This window comes from Lysinibacillus phoenicis, assembly GCF_047238325.1.
In the GTDB taxonomy this organism is placed as follows: domain Bacteria; phylum Bacillota; class Bacilli; order Bacillales_A; family Planococcaceae; genus Lysinibacillus; species Lysinibacillus irui.
This window is the reverse complement of sequence record NZ_JBDFMP010000002.1, coordinates 2,852,034-2,872,893: the sequence shown is the minus strand read 5'-3', so window position 1 is coordinate 2,872,893 and position 20,860 is coordinate 2,852,034. Positions and strand designations below refer to the sequence as shown.

20 protein-coding genes are annotated in these 20,860 nt (G+C 35.8%); 9 read left to right on the top strand and 11 right to left on the bottom strand.

Annotated features, from left to right (window positions below):
• The first annotated feature begins 26 nt into the window (after positions 1 to 26).
• The gene (locus ABC382_RS15720) at positions 27 to 1,217 is read left to right on the top strand and encodes a coenzyme F420-0:L-glutamate ligase (RefSeq protein ID WP_274795009.1); all 1,191 of its coding nucleotides are present in this window, start codon (positions 27 to 29) and stop codon (positions 1,215 to 1,217) included.
• Positions 1,218 to 1,427: 210 nt separating this feature from the next.
• On the opposite strand, the gene ABC382_RS15715 is transcribed toward ABC382_RS15720, so the two are convergent.
• Together ABC382_RS15715 and ABC382_RS15710 are read right to left on the bottom strand one after the other, a co-directional pair.
• On the bottom strand, positions 1,428 to 2,063 hold the full coding sequence (locus tag ABC382_RS15715) for an RNA ligase family protein (RefSeq protein ID WP_274795010.1): 636 nt from the start codon (positions 2,061 to 2,063) through the stop codon (positions 1,428 to 1,430).
• 24 nt (positions 2,064 to 2,087) lie between these two features.
• Positions 2,088 to 3,044 carry an AAA family ATPase gene (locus ABC382_RS15710; protein ID WP_274795011.1) on the bottom strand — a complete coding sequence of 319 codons (957 nt, stop codon included), beginning with the start codon at positions 3,042 to 3,044 and terminating at the stop codon, positions 2,088 to 2,090.
• Between the two features lie 424 nt (positions 3,045 to 3,468).
• Here ABC382_RS15710 and helD point away from each other — a divergent pair, with 424 nt between their 5' ends.
• Positions 3,469 to 5,772 (top strand): RNA polymerase recycling motor HelD, encoded by a 2,304-nt coding sequence (gene helD / locus ABC382_RS15705; RefSeq protein ID WP_274795012.1) that lies wholly within the window; start codon positions 3,469 to 3,471, stop codon positions 5,770 to 5,772.
• Positions 5,773 to 5,816: 44 nt separating this feature from the next.
• On the opposite strand, the gene ABC382_RS15700 is transcribed toward helD, so the two are convergent.
• From ABC382_RS15700 to ABC382_RS15680, 5 genes are all read right to left on the bottom strand, one after another.
• Positions 5,817 to 6,572, bottom strand: coding sequence for an amino acid ABC transporter ATP-binding protein (locus ABC382_RS15700; protein WP_274795013.1), 756 nt, complete (start codon positions 6,570 to 6,572; stop codon positions 5,817 to 5,819).
• A gap of 13 nt (positions 6,573 to 6,585) precedes the next feature.
• Positions 6,586 to 7,287 carry an amino acid ABC transporter permease gene (locus ABC382_RS15695; protein ID WP_274795015.1) on the bottom strand — a complete coding sequence of 234 codons (702 nt, stop codon included), beginning with the start codon at positions 7,285 to 7,287 and terminating at the stop codon, positions 6,586 to 6,588.
• A 12-nt stretch (positions 7,288 to 7,299) separates the two neighbouring features.
• Positions 7,300 to 8,007 carry an amino acid ABC transporter permease gene (locus ABC382_RS15690; protein ID WP_274795016.1) on the bottom strand — a complete coding sequence of 236 codons (708 nt, stop codon included), beginning with the start codon at positions 8,005 to 8,007 and terminating at the stop codon, positions 7,300 to 7,302.
• Between the two features lie 83 nt (positions 8,008 to 8,090).
• A complete protein-coding gene (locus ABC382_RS15685) occupies positions 8,091 to 8,954 on the bottom strand; it encodes a transporter substrate-binding domain-containing protein (RefSeq protein ID WP_274795017.1) in 864 nt (287 codons plus the stop codon).
• A gap of 35 nt (positions 8,955 to 8,989) precedes the next feature.
• Positions 8,990 to 10,156, bottom strand: coding sequence for an acyl-CoA dehydrogenase family protein (locus ABC382_RS15680; RefSeq protein ID WP_274795018.1), 1,167 nt, complete (start codon positions 10,154 to 10,156; stop codon positions 8,990 to 8,992).
• A gap of 442 nt (positions 10,157 to 10,598) precedes the next feature.
• On the opposite strand from ABC382_RS15680, the gene ABC382_RS15675 reads away from it, so the two are divergent.
• The gene (locus ABC382_RS15675; protein ID WP_274795019.1) at positions 10,599 to 11,345 is read left to right on the top strand and encodes a hypothetical protein; all 747 of its coding nucleotides are present in this window, start codon (positions 10,599 to 10,601) and stop codon (positions 11,343 to 11,345) included.
• 84 nt (positions 11,346 to 11,429) lie between these two features.
• On the opposite strand, the gene ABC382_RS15670 is transcribed toward ABC382_RS15675, so the two are convergent.
• Entirely contained in the window at positions 11,430 to 11,810 is a 381-nt protein-coding gene (locus tag ABC382_RS15670) for a VOC family protein (RefSeq protein ID WP_274795020.1), read from the bottom strand.
• Positions 11,811 to 12,036: 226 nt separating this feature from the next.
• On the opposite strand from ABC382_RS15670, the gene ABC382_RS15665 reads away from it, so the two are divergent.
• Entirely contained in the window at positions 12,037 to 13,986 is a 1,950-nt protein-coding gene (locus ABC382_RS15665; RefSeq protein ID WP_274795021.1) for a methyl-accepting chemotaxis protein, read from the top strand.
• Positions 13,987 to 14,046: 60 nt separating this feature from the next.
• Here ABC382_RS15665 and ABC382_RS15660 read toward each other — a convergent pair whose 3' ends face one another.
• Positions 14,047 to 14,466: a VOC family protein gene (locus ABC382_RS15660; protein ID WP_274795022.1), complete on the bottom strand. Its 420-nt coding sequence runs from the start codon at positions 14,464 to 14,466 to the stop codon at positions 14,047 to 14,049.
• A gap of 235 nt (positions 14,467 to 14,701) precedes the next feature.
• On the opposite strand from ABC382_RS15660, the gene guaC reads away from it, so the two are divergent.
• Together guaC and ABC382_RS15650 are read left to right on the top strand one after the other, a co-directional pair.
• Positions 14,702 to 15,685: a GMP reductase gene (gene guaC / locus ABC382_RS15655; protein ID WP_274795023.1), complete on the top strand. Its 984-nt coding sequence runs from the start codon at positions 14,702 to 14,704 to the stop codon at positions 15,683 to 15,685.
• Positions 15,686 to 15,962: 277 nt separating this feature from the next.
• A complete protein-coding gene (locus ABC382_RS15650; protein ID WP_322611871.1) occupies positions 15,963 to 16,160 on the top strand; it encodes a hypothetical protein in 198 nt (65 codons plus the stop codon).
• A 48-nt stretch (positions 16,161 to 16,208) separates the two neighbouring features.
• Here ABC382_RS15650 and ABC382_RS15645 read toward each other — a convergent pair whose 3' ends face one another.
• On the bottom strand, positions 16,209 to 16,433 hold the full coding sequence (locus ABC382_RS15645) for a hypothetical protein (RefSeq protein ID WP_004233486.1): 225 nt from the start codon (positions 16,431 to 16,433) through the stop codon (positions 16,209 to 16,211).
• 234 nt (positions 16,434 to 16,667) lie between these two features.
• Here ABC382_RS15645 and psiE point away from each other — a divergent pair, with 234 nt between their 5' ends.
• Positions 16,668 to 17,123, top strand: coding sequence for a phosphate-starvation-inducible protein PsiE (psiE, locus tag ABC382_RS15640; RefSeq protein WP_322611872.1), 456 nt, complete (start codon positions 16,668 to 16,670; stop codon positions 17,121 to 17,123).
• 17 nt (positions 17,124 to 17,140) lie between these two features.
• On the opposite strand, the gene ABC382_RS15635 is transcribed toward psiE, so the two are convergent.
• On the bottom strand, positions 17,141 to 18,400 hold the full coding sequence (locus tag ABC382_RS15635) for a GNAT family N-acetyltransferase (RefSeq protein ID WP_322611873.1): 1,260 nt from the start codon (positions 18,398 to 18,400) through the stop codon (positions 17,141 to 17,143).
• 126 nt (positions 18,401 to 18,526) lie between these two features.
• Between ABC382_RS15635 and ABC382_RS15630 the strand changes: the two genes are divergently transcribed.
• The gene (locus ABC382_RS15630) at positions 18,527 to 19,534 is read left to right on the top strand and encodes an HAAS signaling domain-containing protein (protein WP_274795027.1); all 1,008 of its coding nucleotides are present in this window, start codon (positions 18,527 to 18,529) and stop codon (positions 19,532 to 19,534) included.
• A 150-nt stretch (positions 19,535 to 19,684) separates the two neighbouring features.
• Positions 19,685 to 20,833 (top strand): fused response regulator/phosphatase, encoded by a 1,149-nt coding sequence (locus ABC382_RS15625; RefSeq protein ID WP_274795028.1) that lies wholly within the window; start codon positions 19,685 to 19,687, stop codon positions 20,831 to 20,833.
• Positions 20,834 to 20,860 lie beyond the last annotated feature (27 nt).

The window sequence follows — 20,860 nt, the reverse complement described above, 5'->3', positions numbered from 1 at the left end:
GTTAGAGAGAATGAGGAGAGATTAAATTGGAACGTGTAATCGGTACAGTTGTAAGAGGTCTTCGTGGTCCTATTATTAACGAGGGCGATAATATTGAACAAATCGTTGTAGATACAGTGTTAAATGCTGCAAAAATTGAAGGATATGCAATCGAGGATCGTGATATTGTCACAGTAACTGAGTCTGTCGTGGCACGTGCACAAGGTAACTATGCAACGATTGACGATATCGCAGTAGATGTAGCGGCAAAGTTCGGTGATGATACGGTAGGTGTTATTTTCCCAATTTTAAGTCGCAACCGCTTTGCAAACTGTTTACGTGGAATCGCAAAAGGTGTAAAAAAAGTTGTATTAATGCTTAGCTACCCATCCGATGAAGTTGGTAATCACCTTGTAGATATTGATGAGCTTGATGTAAAAGGTATTAACCCATGGACGGATACACTAAATGAGGTTGAGTTCCGCGAGCATTTTGGCTATAAAAAACATACATTTACTGGTGTAGATTATATTGAATACTATAAAGAGTTAATTGAAGCGGAAGGGGCTTCCTGTGAGGTCATCTTCTCTAATAATCCAAAAACAATTTTAAATTATACAAAGAGTATTTTAACATGTGACATTCATACACGTTTCCGCACAAAACGTATTTTAACAGCGAATGGTGCAGAAAAAGTTTACAGCCTTGATAACATTTTAGCTGAATCTATTAACGGTTCTGGCTTCAATGCGGAGTATGGCCTTCTTGGCTCGAATAAAGCAACTGAGGATAGTGTGAAATTATTCCCACACACTTGCCAACCAATTGTTGACGGAATCCAAGCAAAAATTAAAGAAGCTACTGGCAAAACTGTAGAGGTCATGATTTACGGTGATGGCGCATTTAAAGATCCAGTAGGCAAAATTTGGGAGCTTGCAGATCCTGTTGTTTCGCCAGCGTTCACAGCGGGATTACATGGTACACCGAACGAAGTAAAATTAAAATACTTAGCAGACAATGATTTTGCGGACCTTCGAGGTGAGGAATTAAAAGCTGCTATTTCGGAATATATTCAGAATAAAGATGAGGATTTAACTGGTCAAATGGCTGCACAAGGAACAACACCTCGTCGCTTAACTGACCTAATCGGTTCCCTATCTGATCTTACATCTGGTTCAGGTGATAAAGGAACACCTATGATATACATTCAAGGCTACTTTGATAATTACACTAAATAAACAAAAATGAACTCTCGTCCTAATGAAGAGAGTTCATTTTTATTTATGATGAGGATGACAGGAATCGAACCTGTAATCTCTTTGAAAAGGGATATGCTATCCTTGCACACTTCCTCATAGTTTATAATTTTTGAAAGATTATTATAGTATTACATTTTTCTCAGTCCTTTTTATTGTATAATTCGTCACCTTAATTTCATTAGCTCCATTTTATTTTAAGCCATTAGGTATGATTTCTTCTTGTAGCCAATGCTCACTTGTTTGAACATGCTGTGGTCTCACAAATTTCCCCAAATTATATCGAAAATCATCATAATGGAATGCGTCAATATTTCTAATGACATATCCCTCTTGTTCACCATCAAATATTGATTTACCAGTAAATGTACGTTTTATCTTTTCTTCATCAAAAATACCCCGATATAAAACAGGAACCGTTTCAATACCTAATTCAGCCGCATATGCTACTGTTTCGTCCCAACTTAAACATATATTTTTTTCATTCCAAATACTAAATAAATAAAAATAACTTGTTAGTGCTTTATAATAAATGGAATGCTTCGCATACACATTTTCCCCGCATAATCGCCAATCATTCGGTATATGATAAGCAAAACTCGCATGAAATGTTTTTACCCAATGTCTAGAGGGATGATTAGCGGAATGGATGCTTCTAGCATGCATATAGTCTTTATATAGTGTTGTACCTTCCCCGTCTAACTTTTCAGTTACAACAACCTCTTTCCCAACAAAATGATTTACATTTTTAGCAACCTTATCATCATGTGTGTAGCCTCTGCTCCATGGCAAATGAAAGCTTCTTGGATATTTCATTAACTTCGTCATATTTTCACTCCCTTTCCCTATTGTTTATTTGGCAAATTGATCTGCCTCACGGAAAAAATAAAGCCTTGTTAATAAATCACCATCTAATAAGTGATAAATTTGGCTTCCTCCTCGATCGCCCCCATACTGGATTAACATATGAAATTGCACTAAATGAACAACCTTTAACACAAAGTCCTTTTCAAAGCCTAACTCTAATAGAAAATGGCACACCAGTTGAGCAGATACGTTTTCATGTCCAAAATAGCCATAGCGTTGTTGTAATGGTTTATATTTTTTGCAAAATGGTTTACCGACATCATGAAACAATGCAGCTATTTGTAGAGCTAGTTTATCGCTTTCTAAATAATACTCATTGATATACGCATACACAAAATACGTATGCTGACATAATAAAAATTGATGGAATGAGTTTTCTTGATCGAATTGATAAATTTCTTTAAAAAGTGGAACTGATCGAAGTGTTTGAAAAAGTTCTTCATAAGTGGGCTGGCTTTGTAAGAGTGAAATAAATTGTTGTTGAGAAATATCATAAGGACCTGATTCATGTACAATATGCACTTCATCAAAACCTTCTCCTACTGTCGGGAATTCTAAATACTTTCTCATTTTCTCCATTACCATTAATGGGACATGCCGTTTCCGTTGCTGGTTTCTTTCTACACAGGTTACATAAGGTGTATCAAAATAATAACACTCCTTTTTAAAGGTACTTGGTAACTTTCGTAATGCAAATATCCTGCGCTCCCGTTCAATATTGGTTGCATCCACAATGACAGAAAACCCTTTTGCCACTAAGTTATTAAGACGCTCATATAATGTACGAAAGACCACACGCGATTTCTGCTTAGTTGCGTCACCAAACAATTCATCCCGTATAGCGTCACTAGATAGGATAACCGCATTTTCTCTTTTCGCTAGCTCTTTTACAAATGTACTTTTTCCACTACCAGGCAACCCCACTGTAAAGATCACCTTCATTATTTTCACCTCCCTTCAAGTTTTTATATCGTGTAATGTGGCGTCATCTTTAGTATATCGCCTATCATTTCTAATAAAAATTTATGGTCATCAGTCATAATATGATGCAATTTTACATATAAAAAAGACTGCTCCACCTTTTTTAGAGCAGTCTATGTATATCAATAACTTATTAGCTTATACATTTATTATAGCATAAATTTACAAAAATTACTAGACTATACTTCCTTCAGGAGTAGAGGTATGATAAATTTCCTACTTCAATCACCCTATCGAATAATTGCATTGAGGCTCTTTTGCTTTTTCCTAGGGTCTTTGGACAACCTATAAAAGAGAATCACAATTACCTTCATCTCACCATTTATATAGGTGAGGGTTATTGTCAAGGTAAGCAAATAACTACGGAGAGGAATGTGAGTAAACGTTGGAAAATCAAAAAGAATGGCTAGAAGAAAAGCTTTATCTTGAGGATTCTTTAAACCTCATTCATCACAAAATAAAAGAAATACAGCTAAAAGAGAAAGGCTTCAAAGAAAATGCTGTCGCCTTAAAGAAAACGTTTTGGAATGACGTCAGGGTTAATTTAGATACGGCTGAGGATGTCGATGAAACTTTTTTTGCCATTAAGCAACAGGTAGAGCTTTTATCTGACTCAGAGCTTGCACAACAACGTGCGATTCGAAATGTGAAGGTCTATGAACGTTTACAACAATCACCCTATTTTGCTCGTATTGACTTTTTACAAAATGGGGAAAAAGATCCCTTAAAAATTTATATAGGTGTTGCTACATTATTGGATGAACAGGATGAAAATATAATCATATATGACTGGCGAGCGCCTATCTCAAGTATGTATTATGATTACACACCTGGCGATGCATCCTACGAAACATTAGGTGAAGAAATTCATGGAGAAATGTTATTAAAAAGACAATTTATTATTAAAAATGGCCAACTACAATCGATGTTTAATACAGGCCTTACAATTGGCGATGATTTATTGCTAGATATTCTTGCCCAAAATGCAAACGAGCATATTCGTAGTATCGTTGCAACGATTCAAGCTGAACAAAATAAAATTATTCGACATGTAAACTCCCGATACCTCATCGTCGAAGGTGTTGCTGGTAGTGGTAAAACTGCGGTGGCCTTACAGAGGGTCGCCTATCTATTGTATCGTTATCGCAATGAAATGACTGCCGATCAAATATTACTAATAACGCCTAATCAACTTTTCAATCAATATGTCCATACGGTCTTACCCGATTTAGGTGAAGACAATATGCAACAATTAACTTTTATAGAGTATGTGGAAAAACGATTAGGTCGTCAATTCCAATTGGAATACCCTTATGAGCAACTAGAAGATCTTTTAACAGAAAAGGATGACGCTCATTATGAAACTAAATTAAGTATTATTTCATATAAAGCGAGCCTTGATTTCAAAGATTTAATGGATCACTATGTAAGCTATTTATCGAATAAGGGCTTATTATTTAAAAATATTGTATTTCGTGGGGAACGTATTATTACTGCACAGGAAATTTCGGAATACTTCTATTCCTTCCCTTCCTCTATATCGATACCGGATCGCCTACAATTCGTGAAAGAGTGGTTATTACAGCAACTAACGAAATTTGAAAGAGCTGAGCGTACAAAGGAATGGGTAGAAGAAGCAACTGAACTTTTAGATAAAGAAGACTACTCTAAGTCTTACAGTGAGCTTTTATATGAGGGAAGCTATACAGAAAACTCCTTCGATGATTTTGATCAAGAACGCCAAAAATTAGCGAGACAAATTGTTAAAAAACACTTTAAACCGTTACGTAATTCTGTTACCAAGTTAAAGTTTGTTCATATTTTAGGTATATATCGCCAACTCTTTGATCAAAATAGCCCTTTTTACAAAGCTTTACAGCATCTTATGCCCGATCATTGGGAAGATATTTGCCAACACACACATACTAATTTAACAAAACGCCTTATTGCCTATGAGGACGCCGCTCCATTTTTATATTTACAGGACAAAATTGAAGGGCAACAGACAAATACGATGATCCGTCATGTTTTAATTGATGAAGCACAGGACTATTCACCATTCCAACTCACAGTATTACAGCAACTATTTCCAAAAGCTCGAATGACCATCTTAGGGGATGGACACCAAACGATTCACCCTCATACCTTTGAGAATCCTTCACTACTTGACCCTGAATTATATGGTGGGCAGGCCGAAAAAATGATTTTAACCAAAAGCTATCGTTCGACAAAGCAAATCATTTCACTCACTTCCAATATTTTAAATGATGGTAGTGAAGTAGAGGCTTTTAACCGCAATGGTCCTGAACCTTCAATTACCATTGTGCCAAATGAATTAGAGTTAGTTGATCGAATTATCCAGAACATCAATAATCTTTCTACCAAATTTGAAACAATTGCAGTCATTTGTAAAACTACAGCTGAATGCTCTGCTGTATACGAACAATTAAGAAACCAAATAGATATTCAACTCATTACTCACAGCACTAAGCAATTTAAAAAGGGTATTTTATTACTTCCAGCGTATATGGCGAAAGGAATTGAGTTTGACGCTGTCATTATCTATAATGCGTCTGCCGCTAATTATTCAAGAGAAAGTGAACGGTACTATTTCTATACAGCCTGTACGAGAGCTATGCATGAGTTGTTCATCTATTCCATTAATAAAGTAACTTCTTTCCTTCAATAACAGGTTACAGGAGATTCTGCATTTTACAGACTCTCCTGTTTATTTTATATATAGAACGTATAGTCTTCTGGAATGACACGTTTTAAAAATTTCTTTGTGCGCTCCTCTTTTGGGCTTACGAATATATTATGGGGACTACCCTCTTCAACAACAACGCCTCCATCCATGAAAATCACGCGATTGGCGACATCTTTGGCAAAGCCCATTTCATGTGTGACCACAAGCATTGTAGTACCCTCAGCCGCAATATTTTTCATGACTTGCAATACTTCTCCTACTAATTCGGGATCAAGTGCAGATGTTGGCTCATCAAATAAAATAATATCAGGATTCAATGCTACTGCTCGTGCAATGCCTACACGCTGTTGCTGACCGCCAGATAACTGACTAGGATAGGCGTTGTATTTTTCAGATAAGCCTACTTTGTCTAGTGCCTTTTTGCCAATTTCCACAGCCTGAGCCTTCGGGATCTTACGTCCAACGATTAACCCTTCGGTAACATTTTCTAATGCCGTTTTATTTGTGAACAGATTATAATTTTGGAAGACAAATGCGACGCGCTGACGAATTGCATGTACGTCTTTTTTCTTTACATGTTGAAAATCAACTTCGATATCTCCAAATGTCGCATAGCCTTGATCTGCCTTTTCTAAAAAATTGATGCAGCGTAATAATGTTGTTTTCCCTGAGCCACTAGGACCTAAAATAACAACAACATCCCCTTTATCAATAGCTAAATCAACACCTTTTAAAATTTCATTGCCACCAAATGACTTATGAATATTTTTAATTTCTAACATAATTATTCACCCCTTAGGCATGTGCCGCTTTGTATTTGCTTAAATACTTTTCATAGCGCTTAAACAAGTATTCGACTGTACTACATAAAATTAAGTACACGATAAAGATATCCAAATAGGCTTCTACGTAATTATAGCCAACGTTTGCTGCCACTTTTGCCTTCAATGTAATTTCAGGAAGGGACATTGCGTAGCCTAGGGAGGTAGCCTTAATAAGATTAACGGTAGCTGTGCAAATATTCGGCAATGCAACTACTAAAGCTTGCGGAATGATGATTCGAGTATATGCTTGGAATGTTGTTAAACCTACTGAATGCGCTGCCTCTAATTGCCCTTTTTCAATTGTACTTAATGCAGAACGAAATACCTCTATTAAAATTGCCGTTGAACTGAACGCGAAAACAATAAATGCATACCAAATTGGATTGATTTTATAAATATCATATTCTATATGATACTTTTCAAAAATAACTTTTAACATTAACGGGATACTACTATATATAATAAAGATTTGTATAATGATCGGCGTCCCTCGTACGAAAGAAACATAAATTTTCGCTAGATGGTGGATAACTGGAATTTTATTAATCCTCGTAAGTGCCAGTAAAAAACCAAGTGGTAGAGCTATCAACAAAGCAACAACTGTCACAAGGAGAGCGATAGGAACACCAGATAATGCAACAAAAAATGTTTCAAGTAAAAATTGATAATTCACAGTTATGCCTCCTTACGTTGTTTCTAAGGTCTTCTTACCCTTGCCAAATACCTTTTCTAATATAGCAAATATTTTTTCTATAATAATTGATAACACCCAATAAATAATGGCTAATGCAATATAAATTTCTAATGCATGTGCATTGATATTACTTGCGATAATTAAATTTGCCTTACCGACAATATCAATTAAACCAATTGTATAAGCTAGTGCACCTTCCTGTAATAAAGCGATCATGCCATTCCCAAAGTTCGGCAGAGCAACTACAAGTGCCTGCGGGAAAATGATTCGACGGTAGGCCTGGAATGGTGTTAGCCCAACACTAACAGCTGCTTCAAACTGTCCTTTGGGAATTGCTAAATAAGCGGATCGTATTACCTCAGACATAATTGCTGCAAACTGCAGGGTGAAAGTTACGACTACGAAAATAGCCGTCTCAATTGAATGGAGATTGAGACCGACATTTTCAGCTAATGCTGGGACACCATAATAAACAAGAAATAATAAAACAATAGAGGGCGTACAACGCATAATTGTTGTATACAAGTTTGCGATTTTTTGTAACCATTTCAAGGAAGATAGTTTAGCTGCCGCTAACAATAAGCCAAACAGTGTACCTAAAATAATAGAGGACCCTGCAACTAGGAACGTAATTTTTAAAAAGGGTACTAACACAGGGATTGCGTTCCAAATATATGTTGCGTCAAAATATTTATCCATTTCCTCACCAACTTTTGTTTTTATGAATAAAGACTGCTGAGTGTCACTGACTCAACAGCCTTATAAATTCGTTATTTTTTCAACTAACGATTAACATTTTCTAATACTTCAAATAAATCACGGCCATAGAACTTAGTGCTTAATTCATTTGTTTTCTTTTGTTCCTTAATTTGTGCTATCGCTTTATCATAAGCATCAGCGAATTCTTGTTCCTTTTTATTGAACAATGGCCATGTTTTAATGACAGCAAATTCGTTATAAACAACCTCATCTTTTAAGTTATAATAAGGGCCATCTTCGGCAAGAACCTGTTGTTTAAATGGTCCCTCAATCATGACACCACCATCAACACGGCCTTCATTTACCCACTGCACAACATCAACTGTAAATGCATCGCCAGCCTCAAGCTTAACTTTATTATCAGGGTTTGCCGTATTGTATTCATCAATAATTGTATATTGAGCGTTATTAGCAGCAATCGGTGCTAACGAATAGCCCTTTTTCGCAAAATCAGCTAATGTTTTCACACCTTCATCCTCTTTACGTAAAACTAGACCTGCACTACTTAACCCTAAAAACTCCTTCGGGAAAATAAATTTCTCTGTTCGCTCTTGCGTAAAGAAGGCATTTTTCACCCCTACTTGATATTTCCCTTGCTCTACACCAATTAATAAATCATCACTCGTTGTGCCTACATATTCGAATTGATAGTCCGGCAATAATTCATCTACTAATTTCATTACTTCTACATCATAACCTGTAGGATTCCCATTATCGTCAATATAACTAATCGGCTTTGATGCTTGATCATAGGCAACCTTAACCGTACGAACCTTATCACCATCGCCTGAATCCTTTTCAGCTGATTCTCCAGAATTACAAGCTGTTAAAAGTGCTATAGAAGCCAAACCAACCGCAGCAAGTTGAAAAATTTTATTTTTCTTCATATGTCATTTCTCCTTATTCCTCATGTAAATTTTCATTAACTTTCAGATAGCTTCTTTTGTTCGATTGCAGCAGTCGCTAATTTAATAATCGTCATATCATCCATTGGCGGATTATGAAGTCCTGCACGAACGTTGCGATAGTAGCGTTGTAATGGATTTGTCAGCTGTAAGCTTTTTGCTCCAACTACCCGCATTGCCTTATCCACTATTTCAATAGCCAGATTTGTAACTGTATGTTTAGCCACAGCCATTTCATTTGTGATAAGTCCGCGTCTAGCTGGATCATCGTAGGCTTCAGCCACCCCATACAGGACAAAGCGTGCTTGATGGAGCTTTAATTCAATATCTCCTAAAAGCTGTTGTACATTTGGTAACGTACTAATCGGAGCATTCAAGCTATTGGGCTGATGATGATTAGCAAAATGAATGGCATAATCACGGGCAGCTTGTGCAATACCTAAATAGGTAGCTGGAATATGGAGTATCCAGCCGTTTATCTTACCGCCACTAGGATGACTTGGTAACTCAACTAAATGCTCCTTTGCTACAACGACATCTTTTAACACAAGATCATGGCTACTTGTGCCTCGCATTGCAGACATTTCCCAATTTTCTTCAATGGATAACCCTTTCGAATCTTTATGAATGAGGAAAAACCCAATTTGCTGCTTTTCTTCAATCCAAGCTGAAGTTAGAAAATAATCGAGTACTGGAGATGCAGTCGTAAAGATCTTGCGTCCATTTAATAGCCAGCCATCTTTTGTAGAAACAGCGGTTGTTCCAGGTCGACCACCACGCGTTGGACTTCCCGTTGCTGCCTCACTAACAGCTCTATTAATGATGGCACCTCCCTTTATTTCTTCAGCAAACGCTGTTAATAAATTCTCAGTCCATAACTTCGTTTCATATATTTCACCGACAACGCCTAATGTCCACCCAAGGGATAGAGATGCGTTCTCGTCATAGCTTGCTAACGTTTCTTGCACAAGCACCATATCATAGACTGATAGACCTTCTCCGCCATATTGCTTCGGTAAAGTAAGCTGCGGGTAGCCCATTTGCAAAAGTAATCGATACGCCTCGAAAGGGAAACGAGATTGTTCATCCACCTCAACAGCCTTGGACTTGATCGGCTCTGCAATAGCTGCGAGTTGCCCTAACCAAAATCGTTGTCGCTCTGTTTTTACAAATAAATTTTTCAAGTAGATCTCCTTCTTCCCACAATATATCAATTACACCTCGGCATATTTGTATCTAGTTTTTTTTGGGCTTGCTCGAAAAGCTCCCCTTCAAAATCCGATACTTCCGAAGGGTTTATCTTGATTGAGCACCCAGTGAAATGAAAAATCATCTTCCTCTATAGAGGAGGAGTATTCCGTTCAATTAATATAAATCATATAAATTTACTAAGAATTATTAGTGAAAAAAAATCTCTACCTACTTATTGTAGGGAGATGCTATTAGGTACTGAATTTTCAGATTCGTTGACACTTATAATACTTTTCACATTTAAAAATGTCAATGGGTAATATACAAGTTTTTTTGTTAGTTTAATATGAATTAAAATGATTCAACTTTACCCTTTGATTTATGCACCAAGCTTTGTTTACAACATATGCTAAGACTAATGAAAGAGGTGTATACATGACGAACAACTTCACTTCGCCACAAAATGGTGGCACCTTATCCTATTTCGCTCCACAAGTAATTCAAACTAAGTTTGGTGATATTAATGGTGATGGCTTTTTTGAAACCATTTTTTTAATGGGCACTAAACAGCCTGATAGTCCCTTATGGAAAGATATAACACTCGCTATTTTTTATGGTCAAACAAGACAAATGGAACATATTCCACTGAAACAAAATATAGGCTATAACCCAACCCTTTTCTTAGGCGATTTTACTGGTAATCATATTGAGGATATTTTTGTAATCTCCGATACAGGAGGTAGTGGAGGTATAATTAATGGCGAGATATTTGCCTCGATCAACAACCAAATACTTTCTATTTTTGATGCAGAGTCTTTCAATAACAAACTAAAATATAGTGTCCGTTATGTTGATCACTACAAGGCTGATGTTCAAAGTTCGAATCCTGCTAAACGATACACCATCGATTTACAGTATAAGGGTACAGACTACTTAGCAGAAATCTATAATCCAGATGGCACTTTAAAGCAACCAATTGAAGGCTGGGTAGACCCTTTTAGTGGACTATATCCCGTTGATTATGATCGAGATGGGACATATGAAATTTTAGGATATCAAGAAATTGCCGGTAGATATCATGCTGACGGATTAGGTTATGTAGAAAATATTTTAAAATGGAATGGTCGTGAATTTATAATAGACCGACAAACAGTATCTATTTTTGGAGAGGATTTATCATAGAGACTATCTCTATTAAATAAGATAAAAAAGTAAATCTGCTCGTTTTAATGCAATAATCTAACAAAAACGAGCAGATATTGGTATTTATACTTGTTTTTCAACTAAAGCAAAATAGTTATTTTCAGGGTCTGCAAAATTAAAAACTCTACCCATTGGCATCATTACTAGATCCCCTACCTTAATGCCCTTTGCTTGAAAGTCTTGGTACATTTCTTCAATTTTATCGGCGTAAAACATAATGGAAGGTGTTCCTAAATTTAGTTCTGGCTGCATTTTAGCGATAATTTCTTTATTGTGCAATACAAAGGATGTTTGAGCTTCCTTCGTTGGGGCAATTTCTATCCAGCGCATCCCAGCTTCTTCCTGTTCAGCAACGACAACAAATCCTACTTTTTCAGTCCAAAACTTTACCGCTACATCTTGATCATTAACATAGAGCATTACCTGTCCAATTTGATGAATCATGATATTCCTCCCTCCTCTTTTGAGATTAGTATACATCAATCTTGACCTTTATATAGCTTCTAACAATATTTAATTTTGAGAAATTTCGAATAATTGATAGTCATATATATTACTCACAAATAATTAATCTAAAGTACTTAACTTTTCTTTTTTTTCTGATAGAATGAGAATTATTTACCTTCTAGGGAAAAGTATAGAACAAAAAAATTATGTGAGGATAATACAAGTGAAACAACTAAGTTTAAGAAAAAAGCTTATTTTCTCGTTTTTAGCAATGCTTCTCATCCCAACACTGTTAATTGGAATTGTTTCCTACCAAAGTGCTGAAAAGCAGATTTCAGAAGAACAACAAGCAAGTGCAACTGAAAGTGTACGTATTCTTAATACCAACATTACGAACATGATTAAACCAAAATTAGAGGATGTACAATATTTTTCAAAGAAATTTAATAAATCCTTCTTTCAAGATGAAAATGTTCCAAAACTTAAATCATTACTAAATGAATACGTTAATATGCACCCTGAAGTAGAATTGATTTATATTGGTACTTCTGATGGCAAACTATTGGACGAGCCTGCTCAAGACTATCCTGATGGCTTTGATCCACGTACACGGCCTTGGTATACACAGGCTTTAGATAGTAATGGCGGGGTTTCTATTACAGCTCCATATGTAACCCAATCTACAGGTGACATCGTTATTACAATCACTCAAGCATTACCAGATGGCTCTGGCGTATTAGGACTAGATTTAAATATTTCGACACTAAGTGACATAACGAATAATATTCGCATTGGAGAGACTGGCTTTGCTTCCCTTTTAGATAACAATAAAATTTATATTGCCCAGCCAGATAAAGAAAGTGGTACCGAGGCAGCAGAAAGCTATATTACAAAAATTTATGAACAAGAAAGCGGATCTATTGTTGAAAAGGACCGTCATATGCAGTTTATGACCAATGAACTAACTGGTTGGAAGGTAATTGGTACAATGTTTACTGCAGAGGCTGCAAAGGCTGCTACCTCCACATTGAAGATTAACTTAATCATTATTGTAGTTTCAATTTTAGTTGGCGTTTTGTTTATGCTCTTCATGATTAAATCGGTTGTCAACCCGATTAATAAACTTAAACAAAGTGCCTTAAAAATTAGTGATGGTGATTTAACAGAGTTTATTGACATTCATTCTAAAGATGAAATAGGACAACTCGGTGAAGCATTTGTCTCGATGAAAGTTAGCCTAAAAAAGCTAATTCGTAATGTTGACCAAAGCTCACAACAGGTTCAAAATTCTGCCCAAAGTCTTTCTGCAAATGCTGAGCAAAATATTGCAGCATCGGAACAGGTAACAGAAGCTATGCAACAGGTTGCTATGAGTACTGAGAAGCAAACAACCAGCATTGACCAAAACGCTATTTCAGTTGAGGAAATTGCTAAAGGGGTTGTCGAAGTTGCTGATAGCGCACTCCAAGTTTCAGACCTATCCAGTCAAGCCATTCAACTAGCTGAAGAAGGAGGCCAATCTGTCGAACAAACTGTACAACAAATGAATTATATTCATGAATCTGTTACACAATCGGATAGAATGATTAAAACTCTTTATGACCGCACTAAAGAAATCGGTTCAATTTTAGAAATGATCAGTGCTATTTCTGACCAAACCAATTTACTAGCTCTAAATGCTGCTATTGAAGCAGCACGAGCAGGAGAACACGGCAAAGGCTTTGCAGTCGTGGCAGATGAAGTTCGAAAATTAGCAGAGCAATCCCATCAATCAGCGGAACAAATTTCTGCGCTTATTACAGGTATTCAACAGGATACGGCTAAATCTGTTCAAACAATGATGAAAGCTTCCACAGATGTCCAAGAAGGTCTACAGTTATCCAAGGATACAAAAAAGAAATTTACAAGTATCATTGAAAGTCTTCGAGAGATGGCACCGAAAATGGAGGATATTTCTGCATCAGCACAGGAGATGTCTGCGGTGGTGGAAGAAGTGTCAGCAACAGCGATTGAACTGTCAGACCATGCAAAACTTAATGCTGCTGCCTCTGAAGAAGTGGCAGCATCAACGGAGCAAACATTATCTTCCATGCAGGAGATTGCTTCTTCAGCTAAAACGTTACTCGATATGGCTGATGAATTACAGGGCTATGTAAATCGTTTTAATTACTAATGAAACAGCACGATGATCGTTGGGTAAAACCCAGGATCATCGTGCTTTTAATTGCGCTATTTATTCATTTACCTCATGGCTAAATTGCCATTCAACGCCGAATTTATCAGTAAGCGAGCCGTAACATTTACTCCAAAAAGTTTCTTGTAACTCCATTGTCACTTTTCCACCATCTTTAAGCTTGTCAAACGCTTTTCGCATTTGTTCTTCATCATCGGAAACAATCGCTAGCGTGACATTATTCCCAACTGAGAACGGTGAGCCCGGAAATGTATCTGAGAACATAATTCTACTACCAAATACAGAAAGTCTTGTATGCATAACAAGATCCTTCGCTTCCTCTGGTAAGGGATAATCAGGATTTTGGGGTGAATCTCCAAACGTCATAATTTCAGCCTTGTCCGTATTAAAAACATCTTCATAAAACGTAACAGCTTCTCGACAATTCCCATTAAAAATTAAATATACCTCTACTGCCATTTCCAACACTCCCTTGTCATTTTTTGAAACAATTCTATTGTACATGGATTACAAATCAGAACACAAATTATAAATGAAAAATTCATTTACCCAAAAATTTTACTACATTTAATTTTAAATTTTTTATTTATTTTCACAAAAGCTTTGACATTTACTCAAAAATCATGTAAATTACCAAATGGCGAACAATTTAAATTAAATCTTTAAAAATATTCGTATTTTAGGAGTGTATATAATGGATAACGTATTTGACTATGAGGATATTCAACTAATTCCCGCAAAATGTATTGTAGAAAGTCGTTCAGAATGTGATACTTCTGTTACTTTAGGAGGACATACTTTTAAACTTCCTGTAGTACCTGCAAATATGCAAACAATTATCGACGAAAGTCTTGCTAAGAAGCTAGCTGAAAACGGTTACTTTTATATCATGCATCGCTTCCAACCAGAAAAACGTAAAAACTTCATTCAAGAAATGCAAGGTGATGGCTTAATCGCTTCCATAAGCGTTGGTGTAAAAGAAGAAGAGTATACTTTTATTGAAGAATTAGCAGCTGCCCAATTAGTACCTGATTTTATTACAATTGATATTGCACATGGTCATTCAAATGCTGTTATTCGTATGATTCAACATATTAAGAAACACCTACCAAGCAGCTTCGTCATTGCTGGTAACGTTGGAACACCTGAGGCAGTACGCGAACTCGAAAATGCTGGAGCAGACGCAACGAAAGTAGGAATTGGACCAGGGAAAGTTTGTATTACTAAAATCAAAACAGGCTTTGGTACAGGGGGCTGGCAATTAGCTGCATTACGTTGGTGTGCAAAGGCTGCTACTAAGCCAATTATTGCTGACGGTGGTATTCGTACACACGGAGATATCGCTAAATCTGTACGCTTCGGTGCTTCAATGGTGATGATTGGTTCACTATTTGCTGGTCATGAAGAATCACCAGGTGAAACAATCGAAATCGATGGTAAAACAGTGAAAGAATACTTTGGCTCTGCTTCTGAATTCCAAAAAGGCGAACGTAAAAATGTCGAAGGTAAGAAAATGTATGTTGAGCATAAAGGAAGCATCAAAGATACTTTAATTGAAATGCAACAAGACTTACAATCATCTATTTCCTATGCTGGTGGTACAAAACTAGAAGCTATTCGAAATGTTGATTATGTGATCGTGAAGAACTCTATCTTCAACGGTGATAAAGTATACTAATAAATCGTAACCCCAATTAAGAGCAAACATCTTAATTGGGGTTTTTTATGAACCTTACCTCTTTAATAATTCTTTATAAACTTATATACGTTATCAGAATTTTCTATTATATAACTATATTGAAGTTGATACCGCTAATTCAGATGCAAAGATGATACACACGCTGCAACTTTCACAAAGTCAGGCGATGTCAATTAAAGGGGCTTTTACTTTCCTCGCAGACTCCATCCGCGACATTTCGGAGCACCTTGTCTCACTCGATAAGGGGATGAACGAAATGGCTGATAATCGGATTATTGTGATGAAAGCTATTAATGAAATAGCCAGTGTAGCTACTCAATCTGCAGCAGCTACTGAGCAAATTAATGCTTCTATTGACGAACAAAAGTCAGCAGTAACCTCTATCATGAACTCCTCTATGGAACTTCATACAGAGGCCGAGCGTATGCATGACTTAGTAGAACGCTTTACATGAATTTATAAAAAAGAATGCTACGCATAGTCCGTAGCATTCTTTTTATTATTATAGTTTGTTAATAACAGCGTGGATTGTTTCCTTAAGTTCTGCATCATGATCAGCAAGATCTACAAGGTTACCTAGACGCTCACGTAATACAGGACGCTCAATTACTAACTTTTCATCAAGTACTTGTACTAGTAGTTCAATAATTAGACGGTCACGAACATTTAACGCTTCTTCTAAACGTTCTGGTGTAATTTTCGCATCAGTTTTTGCAGCTTTTGCCATTTTAAAAACCCCTTTTAAATTTTATATTCATGCACATCTATTTTAGCATACCACTAAATTATTTTGAAAACTTTCTTTCATGAAAATATACCAAAACTTTACAAAACCAAAAGGAAACATTAACGATAAATTGTTATATTCATATCATAATGCATCTAAGCTTAGCCATATAATGATGTGTTGCTCCCTCATTATTTAGAAACGTTTAATAAGGAATTCGATTGGAGGAATTACATGAATCAAAAAAACTCAACTTACTTACGGCTCATTAAAGCTGTGCCTAAATCTCTCCAGCTATTTCTCAATGTCTGCCTTGTATTACTAGCTCTCATACTTTCATTTTTACTTTTTAAGGAGCTAATTGAATTTCTAAAAATTTTACTTTTTGCCAATGAAGGCGGCGATTATAAACAATTCCTTGCCAATATTCTTATTTTCTTTTTATATTTTGAGTTCATCACAATGATTATTAAATATTTTAAAGAGGACTATCATTTCCCGCTCCGCTATTTTATATATATAGGTATCACAGCGATGATTCGTTTAATTATTGTAGAGCACGATCATCCTTTGAACACGTTAATTTATTCTTTAATTATTCTAATATTAATAATAAGTTACTTTATTATTAATATCACACCACTTGAAAGACCCTCGAGATCATCTCTTTTTATAGAAAAAGAACATTAATAAACCGTGAGAGTCTTTTAAAATGCCGATAAACATGTTGGCTTTTCAATGACGAAGAAAAATTGCTGCAATACCTGTAAATAGTGCTCATCGCTAACCGTTATTTGACTAAGCATAAAGAGCTCTTGGACTGTTACGACACCCATTATCAATGAAGAAAGCTCTGCTACATCAATGCTTACTTCAACATCATAGCTACCACTTTCTAAAATGTTAATGGTACCATTAACGGCTTCAATAATGAGCTGTTGGCTATTCTCAACGAGTAAGGAATCCATAACGATCAATTTAAGTGTCAGGGTGACACCGTTAAAATTACGCGTCTTAAGCTCATCAAAAAAACCCTTCACATTAATAATACGATACATTAGTCCAACTCCTGACATGGCACTTGCATGATAGACACTTGGGATTAATTGATTTGTACCATTCCTAACATCCCCTAGAAAGAAATGAACATTTTCTTCTTGGGTATTCCATTCAATCCTATTTACCTGGTCTGCCTGGCTGTTTAAGAATGTACTAAGCTCTAATAAAGCTTGTGGAGTCTCATAGATGAACTCTTTAATAACCATATTGTTCAGCATAAAATTATCGTCACTTTGCTTTTTAAACGAAAAGACTATATAGCCCTGTACAGTACCTTGCTGTTCCATCGCAATCACATAATTTTCAATGTTTTTAAAAATAAAGGATACCTCAGATGTTGTTTTAAGAAACATCCCATGCTTTTTAGCTGCAACTCTGTTATAGCAATCTATTAGCTGTTGCTGATCTTCAATGGTTAAATATTTTAGGTGCTTTTTCGTAGGTCCCTTAGGAAAGCTTAATGGCTCTACTAAGTATTGATAGATTTTTGGTCCATACCCAAAGCCCATTTTCTTATAAAAATCCGGTCTAAATGGATACAGTGCCACGAAGTGAATATTCTTCTCTAGAAAAATACTAAAAAATTGCTCGATTAATTCCTTTGCAACCTTCTCTTTTTTATATAATAAATCCACTGCAACTAATCCTACCCCACCGACTGGTAGCATGTTAGAGAATAGGTTCATTTGAAAGTCATGTAGTCGCATACCACCTATGAGTTTGTCATTTTCCCATAGTCCATAATAATGAAGAGACTCGTCATTGCTCTGATTGTACATAAATAGATTCTTTAGCTGCTCTTTTGTCGGTTGTGCTCCATCCATTCTTCCCGGATAGGCTCCTACAACGATATTTACAAAGGATACAAAGTCTTGTTCCTTTACTATTTTCTCTATCACTCTCACCATTTCCCCTCCATTTTTAAAGAATTGCATGTTGTTCTTGATTTTTTCATATTAATTTTTAGATGCCATAATAACATATATTACCACAATAAATCATGAGCATTGAAAATGATTAAAGGAGGAATTTGAATGACTTTAATTGATTCTTATCTTCACGAAGTGTCTAAAAAGCTACATAAGAATACGCGGCGTGAAGAAATATTGCTTGATCTAAAGGCTACTATAGAGAATATGTTGCCTGAGCAATATTCAGAATCTGATGTGAAAACCGTACTCCAAAAACTCGGTAACCCTGTAAAAATTGCTGCAAGCTATCAGGATACACCCCGTTTTTTAATTGGCCCAGATATTTTTGACCAATACATCGGAACGATCAAACTAGTCATACCTTGGGCAATGTTCATGACGATCATTATTCAAGTAATTAAAAAAATAGTGCTGTTTGCAGGGGAAGAGGCACTTCTCACAACAATTATTTCAACATTTTCCATGATCATTGTTGCCATGATTTCTGTATTTTTTCACGTATTGTTTTGGATCACGGTTGTCTTTATCATCGTTGAGCGATCTGGTTCTAATAAAATTCAACTGCCTTTTTTGAACGCGAAACAATGGTCCCCTGATGATTTAGTAAAAATAAAAAATATTCCTAAAGACAAAGTCATCACTTTAAGCGATACAATTTTTAGTCTTTCAGGGATCTTTATTTTTGCTTTTGTTTATTGGAATGCCTATCGTCTTTTAGGTATTTATACAACAAACGACAACGGTAGCTTGAAATTCGTTATGCCGATCTTTAATCAAAATATTTTACAAACGTTTGCCCCTATAGTCTTCCTATGTATTATTCTTAGTGTCGTTTTAACGTTCGTCAAATGGCGCTCAGGTCAATGGACAATGCCAATCGCTATAACTAATGCACTGCTTCAAGGTGGAGGAACCGTTGTATTTATTGCCCTGGCAATGCATCAAGATTTTATTCATAGTGCCTCCATCCCCTATATAGCCACTATCACAGATACAGCTTCAGCTAAGGTAACATTTTTTATAGATAAGATTTTACTCCTCGGTATGATTACTGCTGTATTAGTAAATGCATTTGATATATATCAAGGATTTAGAAAAGCTAAAATGTAAACTCTCTTTCATTCACTTTCTAGCAAACTATACATTCAGATCGCCAAAATACCTTTATTCTCTGATGTTTTGTATAATGATAAAGTTGAAAGTATTTTATATACATGAATAATAATCTGCACAATTCAATCAGAGTAAGGAGAAGTAACTATGACCATTCTTCTAGTAGATGACAATCAAGTCAATTTATTTGTCATTGAAAAAATACTAAAAAATGCAGGTTATGATAACTGTGTTTCTCTTTCATCTGCTTATGAGCTATTTGATTATTTACAATTAGATGCACCAAATCCAACAGGAAATTCAGTAGATTTAATATTGTTAGATATTATGATGCCAGAAGTAGATGGTATTGAGGCCTGCAAACGTATTAAACAAAATGAAAGTTTGAAAGATATTCAAATTATATTTGTCACAGCGCTCGAAGATAAAAACAAGCTAGCAGAAGCATTAGATATCGGTGGTGTAGATTATATTACAAAACCAATTAATAAAACGGAGCTGCTTGCAAGAATTCGAGTTGCATTACGTTTAAAATCGGAATTAGATTGGCACACTCAGCATGAAAAGAAAATACAATATGAACTCGATTTAGCCACTCATGTACAACGAAGCCTACTAAGCCCACCATTAAACGAGAAGGATATCCGTATTGAAGTTTCTTATTTACCATCCTCAAATTTAGCGGGTGATATGTATTATTGGTATAAAATAGATGATCATCGCTATGCCATTATACTTTTGGATATGATGGGTCATGGAATATCTGCAGCACTTGTTTGTATGTTTATCTCCTCTGTTTTAAGAGAGGCTGTTAAACAATTAAACGAGCCTGAACTTGTCATTAAAGAACTGAATCGTTATATGACCCTGTTGCAAGATGGAAAAGACAATAATCTTTATTATTTTACAGCCATATATTTAGTAATTGATACAGAGCAAAAAACAGTCGAATATATAAATGCTGGTCATCCTCCTGGATACGCACTAATAGACGAAAAAACATGTATTCCATTAAATCAAGGAAGCTGTGCAGTTGGCTTTTTCGATGAAATTAAAGTTAAAAAGCAATGTATTCAATATGAACAGGATATTCAAATTGTGCTATTTACAGATGGCGTATTAGAAGCAATGGGACCCTGTGAAATTGAATCAGAAAAGCATTTGCAAACGCTAACATCCTCCAAGTGGGATTATTCACAATGCCTGATTGACAATTTATTACCGAAGGATAAACAAGAAAATCAACCTGATGATATGTGTGTATTAATGATTCAAGCAACTAGCACTTCTATATAAATAACAAAGAGAGGCTATCCAATGTTA